At 51.3% G+C, this 12,474-nt stretch carries 7 protein-coding genes; 5 read left to right on the top strand and 2 right to left on the bottom strand.

All coding sequences use genetic code 11. The features are described from left to right. Positions 1 to 436 precede the first annotated feature (436 nt). The 5 genes from OGY71_RS10355 (at position 437) to OGY71_RS10335 (ending at position 10,650) form a co-directional block, all read left to right on the top strand. Positions 437 to 5,770 carry a peroxidase family protein gene (locus OGY71_RS10355; RefSeq protein ID WP_286613274.1) on the top strand — a complete coding sequence of 1,778 codons (5,334 nt, stop codon included), beginning with the start codon at positions 437 to 439 and terminating at the stop codon, positions 5,768 to 5,770. Between the two features lie 10 nt (positions 5,771 to 5,780). After that, entirely contained in the window at positions 5,781 to 7,520 is a 1,740-nt protein-coding gene (locus OGY71_RS10350) for a type I secretion system permease/ATPase (RefSeq protein ID WP_003832979.1), read from the top strand. After that, on the top strand, positions 7,520 to 8,848 hold the full coding sequence (locus OGY71_RS10345) for an HlyD family type I secretion periplasmic adaptor subunit (protein WP_185879291.1): 1,329 nt from the start codon (positions 7,520 to 7,522) through the stop codon (positions 8,846 to 8,848). The genes OGY71_RS10350 and OGY71_RS10345 overlap by 1 nt, the downstream gene beginning before the upstream one ends. 134 nt (positions 8,849 to 8,982) lie before the next feature. After that, complete coding sequence (locus OGY71_RS10340; RefSeq protein WP_032943454.1) at positions 8,983 to 9,270, top strand: VF530 family protein; 288 nt, start codon at positions 8,983 to 8,985, stop codon at positions 9,268 to 9,270. Between the two features lie 12 nt (positions 9,271 to 9,282). Then, positions 9,283 to 10,650, top strand: a complete 1,368-nt coding sequence (locus tag OGY71_RS10335) for a glycoside hydrolase family 10-like protein (protein WP_003832985.1) — start codon at positions 9,283 to 9,285, stop codon at positions 10,648 to 10,650. Between the two features lie 96 nt (positions 10,651 to 10,746). Here the strand turns inward: OGY71_RS10335 and OGY71_RS10330 are convergent, their stop codons facing one another. Both OGY71_RS10330 and OGY71_RS10325 read right to left on the bottom strand, forming a co-directional pair. Then, positions 10,747 to 12,018, bottom strand: coding sequence for a type II toxin-antitoxin system HipA family toxin (locus tag OGY71_RS10330; protein WP_206159540.1), 1,272 nt, complete (start codon positions 12,016 to 12,018; stop codon positions 10,747 to 10,749). Continuing rightward, entirely contained in the window at positions 12,011 to 12,325 is a 315-nt protein-coding gene (locus tag OGY71_RS10325; protein WP_003832988.1) for a helix-turn-helix domain-containing protein, read from the bottom strand. Before OGY71_RS10325 ends, OGY71_RS10330 begins: the two co-directional genes overlap by 8 nt. Positions 12,326 to 12,474: the final 149 nt, after the last annotated feature.

The following is a 12,474-nucleotide window of genomic DNA, read 5'->3' as shown; positions in this document are numbered from 1 at the left end:
ACATAAATTCTAATGTAAAGAAATGAAAATTTAATCTTTTCATAATAAAGTATGAGTGAAGTCGCCAACGGAAAAACCATAGTTATGATCATCACATAACTGTAATATGCGTTTTAAAAAGTAAAACCTTTACAGCCTTGAGGAGACCTTGTCTTCTCAAAACTGCGTGTCTCGAATATACCTTTAATTTCAATGGGCACGATGGTCATCAACCGCTCAAACCTAATATATAAGTGAGGTGCATATCTTACTGTGCTAACTAAATTTCAGGAGAATAATGCTAATCAAGTCGTAGATACTTCATTTTTTTAAATATGGAGTTTTAATCATGTAATAACAATCAGGTATCTTATACGACTCATTCTTCTGTCAGTTTTTGTAAGTGGAAGAAAAGAGTGATGATAGCTAATACAGGTAAAGATAGGGGTAATGACTTATGGCCTCACAATATGACTTTACTGTCACTCTGCACGATCTTGCTTTTATTCTTAAGCAGATCAAAATATCCGAAGCGGCAACTAACCCGGATGGTAGCGTTAATGCTGAATTGCTTAGAGAATTAGTTTCCAGTCCGCTATTGCCTTATGGACTTCGCACGGTAGATGGTTCATGGAATAATCTTCTACCAGGCCAGGAGTTATATGGCTCTGCCGACCAGACAATGCCGAGATTAACCGCGTTAAACTGGCAAGATGCGGACCAAATGACCAGTTATATCCAAATTGGTGGCACCGTTATTGATGCCGACCCACGTATTATTAGTAACTTAATTTCCGATCAAACGGCATCTAACCCAGCCGCACTGGAGGTATTTAACGCGTTAAAAGATGCTCCCGGCGGGGGGACTATTACAGGAGACGGAGAAACGTTATCCATTCCTAACCAGTCTCCCGATATCGGTCTCTCCCCTGCTTTTAACGGCTGGATGACCTTCTTTGGCCAGTTTTTTGACCACGGTCTGGATTTGATTCCCAAAGGCGGCAACGGTATCGTTTTCATTCCGCTACAGCCGGATGACCCTTTATATGTGGAAGGGTCGTCGACAAACTTTATGCTATTAACCCGGGCAACGGTGGATGAAAACCGAGAGACAGTAAACCTGACGACCCCCTTCATCGACCAAAACCAAACCTACACCTCCCATCCTTCACATCAGATTTTCATCCGCGAATACGTCATTATTGATGGGAAACCTGAGCCTACCGGGAATTTATTAGGCGGTGCGAACGGTGGACTGGCGACCTGGGCCGACGTTAAAAACCAGGCTGAAACTCTGCTAGGCATTAAACTCACCGATCAGGATGTGTTTAATGTTCCCCTGCTGGCAACGGATCGCTACGGTAATTTGATTTTAAGTGAAAATGGAAAGGTACAGATTGTTACCACCGGGGGACTGGTTGAAGCCAACGGCGGTCTGTTGCCTGAGGGAACATTCCGCACCGGCCATGCGTTTCTTGATGATATTGCGCATACTGCCGCGCCAAAAGCGGGTCTGCTGGCAGATGATGACACTGCGATTGGGGGCGAAGGAGCGCAACCGGCAGGAACCTATGATAACGAACTGCTCGATCGTCACTTTATTACCGGTGACGGGCGTGGGAACGAAAATATAGGTTTAACCGCGGTGCACGCCGTTTTTCACAGCGAGCATAACCGTCTGGTTGAGCAATATAAAACAACACTGCTGGAAACCGGTGATATCGACCTCATTAATCAGTGGTTGATGCCCAATCATCAAATCACGGAATTACCTGCCGATACCAGTACGCTGGTATGGAACGGTGAGTACCTATTCCAGGCAGGTCGTTTCTCCACGGAAATGCAATATCAGCACCTCGTATTCGAGGAGTTTGCCCGTACCGTACAACCCGCCGTCGATCCGTTTGTTTTCTCCAACACGGCGGATATAAACCCGATGATCTTTGCCGAGTTTGCGCATGTGGTTTACCGTTTCGGGCATTCAATGCTGACAGAAACCGTGGCGCGCACCGACATTGATATGCAAAGCGGTGATATTGACCTGATTTCAGCATTCCTGAATCCGGTAGCATTTAATCAAATCAACGGGGCCACCGTCACGGACGATCAGGCTATTGGCGCAATTGTGCGTGGTATGACGCGTCAGGTGGGTAACGAAATTGATGAATTTATTACCGATGCGCTGCGTAATAATCTCATCGGCCTGCCCCTCGATTTAGGCGCGCTTAATATAGCCCGTGGCCGTGACACCGCAATGCCGACGCTGAACCAGGCCCGCGAGCAGTTTTTTGCATTAAGCGGTGATAGTCAACTGAAGCCTTATACCAGTTGGGCTGACTTCACTACCTACCTGAAAAATCCCGCTTCAATCATTAACTTTATGGCCGCCTATGGTCAGCATGAGCTGATCCTCAATGCCACCAGCCTTGAAGGTAAGCGTGCAGCGGTCAACTTCCTGTTGTTTGGTGATGCTAACAATGCCCTGCCTGCGGATGCGATGGATTTCTTTAACAGTATCGGAGCGTGGGCAACCAAAGAGACCGGCCTGAATATGGTCGATTTCTGGATTGGCGGGCTGGCAGAGCGCAAAAATGAATTTGGCGGCATGCTCGGCTCAACCTTCAACTTCGTCTTTGAAACACAAATGGAAATGCTTCAGGACGGCGATCGCTTCTACTATCTGAGCCGCGTTCAGGGACTGAACTTACTCAATGAACTGGAGGCCAACTCGTTTTCCGCGCTGGTAATGCGTAACAGCGATCTTGGTGATGAGGGATCCTCCCACCTGCCCGCTAATCTGTTCCAGACACCGGACCATATTTTTGAAGTGAACCGCGTGCTGCAAACGGAAATCGACCCGAAATGGGGTAATCCGCTGAAGGATCTGCTCTCGCCGTTGTTGGTGCGTCGCGACCCAGGAGTGGATGTTGACGGCGATAGTTTTGCCGATGGCGGGTATCTGAAATATACCGGCGATGGGCATGTGGTGCTTGGAGGGACGGCAGGCAATGATACATTAATCGGCGGTAAAGGGATCGACAGTCTGTGGGGTGATGGCGGAGATGACCGACTGGACGGCGGCGACGAAGCAGACGTGGTCCATGGTGGTGACGGTGATGACATTATTACCGATACCGGTACGCCTGTTGGTGATGCGGACTTCCTGCACGGTGATGCCGGACATGACGTTATCTTCTCCGGTAACGGAAACGATCTGGTCTTTGGTGGCAGCGGTAGCGACTTCGTGGTGGTCGGCGAAGATGCGCAGGAGGTCTTCTCGGGTCAGGATAACGACTTTGCGCTTGGCGGCTCGGGTGGTGATTTCCTGATGGGCAACGAAGGCGATGACTGGCTGGAAGGCGGCGACGGGTTTGACACGCTGGCGGGTGACAACTCTGAGTTGTTCTTCAACAGTACCATTATCGGTCACGATGTCCTCAACGGTCAGGGTAACGACACCGACTACGATGGCGAAGCCGGTGACGACATCATGATTCAGGGCGCGGGGATCCAGCGCAATAATGGCATGGCCGGTTTCGACTGGGCTATCCATAAAGGCGACCCAAATGGCGCTAACTCTGACCTTGGGATCCCTATTTTCGTCAACCAGCAGGAGTTTATTCTACGCGACCGTTTTGATCTTGTTGAAGGGCTGTCGGGCTGGAAATACGACGATATCCTGACCGGGACAGAACAGCCGATAGGTACTGCGCCTGTTCAGGGCGTTCCCCTCTCTAACAACCTGACCCAGGAAGGTGCGGACCGGATCACCGGTTTACAGGCTATTCTCGGCGTAGAGCGTTCTACAAATCCGAACGCGGTACTACTGAACCCTGATGATGGTAGCGATATTTTACTCGGCGGTGGCGGTAGCGACCGCATTATGGGTAAAGCCGGTAACGATATCATTGATGGTGATGCATGGCTCAACGTGCGTATTGCCGTTACAGGTATGGCGGGACTCACCAGCGCCGAAGGTATGGCCGAACTGAAATCGTACATGCTGGCCGGCACGCTGAAACCGAATCAGCTGTCGATTGTGCGAGAAATCCTGCATGAAGGTAACGGCACGGAAACTGACGTCGCGGTGTACCGTGATGTCAGCAGCAACTATGTCTTTACCCGTATGGCGGACGGTAGCCTGCGCGTCGATCACGCCACGCCGGATGCCGCGCTGAACCTGAATGATGGCATCGATCGTCTGTTGAACATCGAAAAACTGGAGTTTGGCGATGGGAAGCAGCTGTGGGTGACGGCGCAGCAAGCGACGGGCGATCTTACCATCAGCAATCCTAACCCTTCGGTGGGCGACCTGCTGCGCGTCAACGTGGCGAACTTGCTGGATGGTAACGGCCTGGCGGCGGATGTGGCCATCACCATGACCTGGCAGGCATTCGTCAACGGCCAATGGCGAGACCAGGCAACCGGTGTTGAGTTCAGAGTGCCTGGCACTATTCAGGGTGCTCCGCTGCGTGTGGTAGCCAGTTTTAACGACCGCATGGGTGACGCTGAAACCCTGGTGTCGGCACAAACTCAGGCGATCCTACCGCGAAATCAGGCCACGACCGGTGTGCCGGTAATTAACGACCTCACCCCAACTGAAAGCCTGACGCTGACCGCGGTGGTTTCAGGCATTGCTGACGCCGATGGTCTGAGCGGCGGTAATTTCACTTATCAATGGAGAATGAGTTCGCCAACCGGATTCGTCAACATTAACGGTGCGACTTCCGCCACCTATACGCCGGGTCAGGCTATGGTTGGCAGAACGTTGCAGGTGGTCGTTACCGTCGTCGACGATGAAGGCAACCCCCCTGTTGTCCTGACGTCGACCACCACCCAGCCCGTGGGCGATCTGATTGTGGGTACCAACGGGGCTAACACCCTCGTCGGTACTGCCTGGAGCGATATCCTACGCGGTGAAGGCGGTAATGACACCTTACTCGGCGGTGCAGGTGACGATCTGCTCATCGGCGGTGCGGGAAACGACAACCTCTCTGGTCAGGCGGGGCAAGATATTCTGCAAGGTGATGCTGGTAATGACACGCTTGATGGCGGGCTTGGTGCCGACAGTATGACCGGCGGCACGGGCGATGATACCTACATTGTTGATGATTTCGGTGATGTAGTTATCGAAGGTGTGAATGGCGGCACGGACGTTGTCCGAACCAACCTTAGCAGCTACGACCTCACCGATAACGTGGAAGAACTGGTATTTACCGGCAGCGGCAGTTTTATCGGTACCGGTAATGCCATTGCGAACACCATTACGGGAGGGACCGGTAACGACTATCTGTTCGGTATGGGCGGTAACGACCAGTTGTTTGGTGGTATCGGGAATGACTTCCTCGATGGCGGAGATGGCGCTGATAACCTGCAAGGCGGGGTTGGTAACGACGTCATGATTGGCGGTGCGGGCGCGGATACCCTCTCCGGCGGTAGCGGGGACGATATTCTCAATGGTCAGGAAGGTAACGACATTCTGGACGGTGGTGCCGGGAGCGATATCTTCGCCTTTGGTGCCAACTTTGGGCAGGACCGAATTACCGGTTTTGACAGTAACCCCAACGGCGGGCAGGACTTCCTTGATCTCGTCTTGTTAGGTATCAACGCGGGTAATTTTGCCAGCAGCGTGTCTATCACCGGAAACAATGGCAACACCATTGTGACTATCGGTACAGATACCATCACATTGGTGGGCGTCAATTCGAACACCGTGAATATTGGTGACTTTTATCTGGAAATGCCCACTACCCTTGCCAGTAACAATGGCAATAGTTCATTGATCGTATAAGGAGATGACTATGTCGCGCCAGCATACGCCAACAGAACTGAATGATGCATTAAAGGGAACGAAACCCACTTTTCTGATGCTGTTGTTTTTTAGTTGTGTGATTAATATGCTTATGCTGGCGCCGGCAATTTATATGCTACAGGTTTATGACCGTGTGCTGGTCAGTAAAAATACCACCACGCTGTTAATGTTAACCTTATTAATTGTCGGCTTGTACATCGTTATTGCCATGATTGAATCTGCCCGCGCGCAGGTTATGGTCAGGCTTGGCAACAGGCTGGATATAAAGCTAAGCCAGTTGGTTTTTAACGCAGCCTTTAAAAGAAAGATGGTTACCGGTGATAACAACCCGGCGCAATCTTTAGCCGAATTGGATCAGGTTCGTCAGTTTCTTTCCGGGAATAGCCTGTTCGCCTTACTGGATATTCCCTGGACGCCAATATATCTGTTCATCGCCTTTTTGGTCCATCCCCTGCTGGGATATCTTTCTCTCGGCGGAATAACATTATTATTTATTCTGACGTTGGTATCTGAAATCTCTACCAAGCGCCCGATTCAGCAAGCGCACGCCTTAACCATTAACAATGCCAGCAAACTGAATAAACAGCTGCAAAACGCCGATGCCATTGAAGCGATGGGGATGCTTTCGACCCTGAAGTCCAACTGGCAGGAGCAACATAACAAAGTGCTGGCGCTACAAACGCAGATTGCCGACAAAACGGCCGGGTTAAGCAGTCTCAGCCGCTTTGTGCGGGTGTTGCTGCAATCTATTGCGCTGGGCGCCGGGGCTTTACTGGTGATCGGCGGCCATATTACTCCGGGCCTGATGATCGCCGCCTCGATCATTCTTGGCCGCGTCCTCAACCCGGTAGAACAAGTCATTGGCAGCTGGAAGCAGTTCGTGCAGTTTCGTAGCGCGTGGCATCAGCTCTCAACCTTGCTGAAGGAGTATCCGGCACCGAAAGAGGTACTGACCCTGCCGCGTCCTAACGGCAACATCAGCGTCGAAAGCGTCTTCGCCGCAGCCCCCGGCCAGCCTTCCCCGCTACTGCGTAATATCTCATTCCAGCTGGAGCAAGGTGAAGTTCTGGGGATTATCGGCCCCTCAGCCTCAGGGAAAACCTCACTGGCAAAGGTTCTGGTTGGCGTCTGGAAACCGCTATCAGGGAAAGTCAGATTAGACGGCGCAGATATTTGTCAGTGGGATAAAGCGCTGCTGGGCCCGTCTATTGGCTATCTGCCACAGGATGTGGAACTGTTTGACGGTACCATCGCGCAAAACATTGCCCGCTTCGCGCAGAATGACAGTAAGCTTATCGTCGCCGCCGCATTACTGGCAGGCGTTCATGAGATGATCCTGCGCTTGCCACAAGGTTATGACACGCTGTTGGGAGCAGGTGGATATCAGCTCTCCGGCGGGCAGCGGCAGCGCATCGGGCTGGCACGCGCCGTGTATAACAATCCTGCATTCATCGTGCTTGATGAACCGAATGCCAATCTTGACGACGCGGGTGAATTCGCACTCGTTAAAGCCATCAATACCCTGCGTACCCAGGGACAAACCACTGTCATTATCTCACACCGCCCGACGCTGCTCGGCGTGGTCAATAAGGTTTTGCTGCTTAACGATGGCGCTATACAGGAGTTTGGTACCCGCGATCAGGTTTTTGCCCATTTGCGTCAGGCCAACGTACTGAAACCAGTGGCTACGCCTTCTCCATCCACGACTGAACAGCAACGTGAGGCCTGATGATGAAAAAGAAATCTGAGAACGCGGCCTCTGCTGGCGTTGATACTAATATCTGGTCGCCGATTATCCGGGGCGTGATCGTCATTGTGCTTGGTGTCGGTAGTTTTATCCTCTGGGCAGTGCAAGCGCCGTTAGATGCGGGCGTGGTCGCCGATGGTACGGTAACCGTATCGAGTAACCGCAAAACCATTCAGCATCTGAGCGGCGGTCGGGTAACGGATATCTTTATCAAAGAAGGCGACCTGGTGAAGAAAAATCAGGTCCTCGTCCGGTTGGATAAAATGCAGCTTGAAATGCGTTTCAGCGCGTTAAATGCCCAGTATATTTCTGCAAAAAGTATCGAAGATCGCCTGTTGGCAGAACGCGATGGCCTGGATGCGATCGTCTTTAATACGACGCTGACGCAGCAATTATCTGGCAATAAACGGCTGGCAGAAGTCAGAAATCTGCAGGCTAAACTTTTCGATACCCGTCGCAAAACGATTCAGGATGAACTGTCGATGATTCAGGAAACGCTCGATGGTCTGGTAGGACAAACGGATAATCTCAATAAAATAAAAGGCTATCGCGACCACCAGTTTTCTCTGATTAACCGGGAGTTAGGGGCTATTCGCGCGCTGAGCGAAAAAAACTATTATCCCAAAGCGCAATTACTGGTGCTGGAGCGCGAGGCAGCAGAAATATCTGGCAGCGTTTCAGAAGATATTCTTAACATTGCCAAACTGAAATCGCAGCAAAACGAATTAAAAATTAAAGCCTACCAGGTGCGTCATCAATATTTACGTGAAGTTGAGTCTGAACTGACGGAAAACCAAAAAGAAGTGGCAATGCTGGAGGATGAACTGGCGTCCACCCGTCACGAGCTGGATAACACCGAGATTCGCTCACCGATTAACGGTATTGTGCTGGATGTTAAAGTCAGTACCGTGGGCGGCGTCATTCAACCCGGCGAACATCTTATGGATATCGTTGCTGCCGGACAACCGATGCAAATTGATGCCAAAATACCCGTGCATGCCATTGATAAACTGGTCCCCGGCTTAACCGTTGATGTGCTTTTCCCTGCCCTTAACCATGCCCTGTTGCCGTCGGTTCCGGCCCGGGTTCTGACTATCTCGGCGGACCGCTTAATTGATGAAGCCACTCAGCAGCCTTACTACCTTGCGGAAGTACAGGTTTCAGCAGAGGGCGCGCGTTTGCTGGGCGATTACAAAATTAAAGCGGGAATGCCCGCCAGCGTGACGATCAAGACCGGTGAACGAACCCTGATGAGTTACCTGTTTAAACCGTTGATTGCCCGTCTGGAACTGGCTTTTAAAGAGTATTGAGCCATCCATTGCCGGTATGGCGTACGGCTTGTCGCGCCATACCGCTTTCTGCCGTTGCTGGCAGCTTTGCTTTCTTGTAACCTTCTTCCCGTCACACTACTGACAAAATCTGGAACCACTGAACTGGACTTCATATGAATGCTCATATTTCTAAAGACCCTTTACATGGCGTAACGCTTGAAATGCAGGTCAATGCCCTGGTTGAACGTTATGGTTGGGCTGAACTGGCGCAACGTATTAATATCAACTGCTTTAAAAATGAACCGAGCGTTAAATCCAGTCTGAAGTTTCTGCGCCGTACGCCGTGGGCGCGGGCAGAAGTTGAAGCGCTGTACCTTGATTCGCTGCATGACCTGGCCTCAAACAACACCCCCGAACCGGCCTTCGATCCTTGGGCTAACAGCCGCAATAAAAAGAAATAAGAGCAAAATCAGATGGCAGCATCCGGTTTCTTTTCAGGAAATTATCAGAAAAAACTGGCGAAGATTCTCGCCCGTTCTCGTGCCAGACTACCGCTGACCAACATGAAATGGTTTGCTGTACTTGTAGGCAGTATGTTGTTACTTGGCAGCTGTTCTTCACAACCACCCGGTCACAAGACCACTCCGCTACCTCCGGTGAGCAAACCCCAGCAGAGCAAGGAGCCAGTGCGCGGGATCTGGCTGGCGACGGTTTCACGTCTTGACTGGCCGCCGATTTCATCCGTGAACATCAGTTCGCCTGCCGTACGCATCAGCCTGCAGCAAAAAGCGCTGACGGATAAGCTGGACAACCTGAAACGGCTTGGTATTAACACCGTTTTTTTCCAGGTTAAGCCCGATGGGACCGCATTGTGGAAGTCAAAAATTCTACCGTGGTCAGATACCCTGACCGGTACGATTGGCCAGGATCCGGGTTACGATCCGCTGAAGTTTATGCTCGATGAAGCGCATAAGCGCGGAATGAAAGTTCATGCCTGGCTTAACCCCTATCGCGTGTCCGTAAACACCAAACCTTCGACGGTCACTGAATTAAACAGCACGCTGTCACAGACGCCGTCCAGCGTATACGTCCTGCATCGGGACTGGATCCGCACTGCGGGCGAGCGTTTTGTGTTAGACCCCGGTATTCCCGACGTGCGCGACTGGATCACCAGCATCGTGGCGGAAGTGGTTGAGAATTACCCGGTTGACGGCGTGCAGTTTGATGATTACTTCTATACCGAGTCTCCCGGCTCTGCGCTCAATGACAGCCAGACCTTCAGAAGATACGGTCAGGGGTTCGCTTCCAAAGCTGACTGGCGGCGCGATAACACGCAAAGGTTGATTGCCCAGGTATCGCGGACCATCAAGAAACTCAAGCCTGAAGTCGAGTTTGGCGTTAGTCCTGCGGGCGTGTGGCGCAACCGTTCGCACGATCCAGCGGGCTCCGACACGCGCGGCGCGGCAGCGTATGATGAGTCGTATGCAGACACCCGCCGTTGGGTGCAATTAGGTTTGCTGGATTACATTGCACCGCAACTCTACTGGCCTTTTGCCCGTGACGCAGCGCGTTACGATGTACTAGCAAAATGGTGGGCAGATGTCGTGAAATCAACCAACACTCGCCTCTACATTGGTGTAGCGCTGTATAAAGTCGGTGAACCATCGAGAAAAGAGCCAGACTGGACGGTAAAAGGCGGTGTGCCGGAACTGAAAAAGCAGCTCGATTTAAACGAATCCGAACCGTACATCAACGGCACGATCCTGTTTCGCGAAGATTATCTTAATCAACCGCAAACGCAGGAAGCTGTGACCTATATTCGCAATCGTTGGGGACGTTAATGGTTGTCCTCTGGTCAGTTTAGCGAGGAAATGTAGCGGGGAAACCTTGCCCCGCTCAGCTTTAATTTTCCGGGAAGTGTTGCGGCCGTATCTGCGTCACCGGGACATTAGCCGGCGGACATTATCATTAATTTGTTTCTGTATCGTATTCAGCGTAGATAGCGTTATCTGATCGGGGTATTTGTCCCTGGCGATAGCGCTCAATGCAGTGGCAAAGTGACAGACTTTTTCGATTATGCCGTTCACATGGTCAGCAGATAACTCAGCTTCCTGAACGCCAAGCGACTGAAGGTGCTTTCTTTCGATATCCAGCGCCTCTCCCAGCACGTCCATTTGGTGATACCCGCCAGGTCCTTCGCACCAGGTGACATCGTAAGCCGGAGCCAGAGTCCAGTTTCCATCGGCTGACATTAAATAGGCAAAATTCTTCGGATGATCGTCGCGGTTGTTAAAAGCCACGTTGAAAACCACGCGTTCGAACGCTTTTGCCTTTTCTCTGACATCATTGGTACAAATCTGCGTGGCGCGCAGAAAATCCCGGTAGTCTAAAGCGCCGGGTATCTGGTAATTTGCCCCGGTAAGTGCCGCCAGGCTCTGCATAGGAATACGTATCGACTGGTCACGGTCGAAACGGCGAGTGGCAAATGCCGCCTGTCCGCCGGGCAGATTGAAATACGCCGTATCAGGCGTGGTGATCCCACATTGGCGCAAGCATTCAGCATAAACCGCTTCGATGGCACATACCTCAGCATGCTCATGCCTGGCGGGAAATTTAATCAGCCAGCTTTCGCTCCCGGGTTGCGGCACCGTGGTGAATTTAGACGTGACAGTGTCACGATAAAGTAGCGCCTTAGGCCTTGCTCCTTGTGGCGAACCGCCCATCTGGAGCAGTTTGTGCAAAAATTCCCCGCCTTCGCCGCTCAGGACTTCCTGAACCTCAGCGGCCAGTTGTTCGAGAGGAACATTCTCTTTTGACAGCATCTCGACATCTGACTGAATGGGCTGGAATGTCATGGCGCCCATCGCGTTGTTGCCGACCCAGGTTAAACGCTCTAATGGACCTATGCGTGCTGCGTTGAGTCCGCGGCGTTTAAATAATCGGTCCATCAACAGCATGCCCCAGCCGTCAGGTAGCGAATCATAAACCGGTCCAGGTAATCCCAACTGATGAGCCGGGAAATCCCTGCGCAAACGGGGACCGTTCAGCGGTAACATCAGACGGGACAGCTCCAGGCCCCTACGTAAGGCGTCTTCACTGTATTCAAAGGCGATCAACGGACGTCCGGTCAGGGCTGTGGAAGACACCAGTTTTCCCCACAGCCATTTTTCACCCCAACCTTCATAGAAGACATCAACTTGTTCAGGCATCAGGTTTTTTCCTTTTGATCCGCTGGCGCGTTGCGCTCTTTTCGTAACGCAAAATATCATCCAGACTATCAATCCTGGGTTTGAATAACCCCTCCAGTGCATCGCCATAGCCTAACACCATTGCGACTTTGACCAGATTCTCAAATCCTACATTCTTACCTGTTTCCAGATTTGAAACGGTATTCACACCGACACCTGAACGCGCGGCAACATCAGCCTGCGTCATTTGCCGCGCGAGTCGTTCTTTACGCAATCTGTCACAGAGTAGTTTGACGATATCAGCAGCTGTGTTGAGCGTTAAATCCATAATATTGGCCCTTATAAGAATAAAAGCTACTTTACACCTAATATTATAGAGTTAAATGGTGGGGAATTCAAAATCTTATAAAACACAATAAAAGGGAGTTAAACCGGAAAAATTTACTTAAAAGCCATTATGCTGGAGTTATCCGGGCA

Origin of the sequence: Citrobacter sp. Cpo109 (assembly GCF_030332565.1) — a bacterium.
In the GTDB taxonomy this organism is placed as follows: Bacteria; Pseudomonadota; Gammaproteobacteria; order Enterobacterales; family Enterobacteriaceae; genus Citrobacter; species Citrobacter portucalensis.
This window is presented reverse-complemented; position numbering and strand designations above follow the sequence as displayed.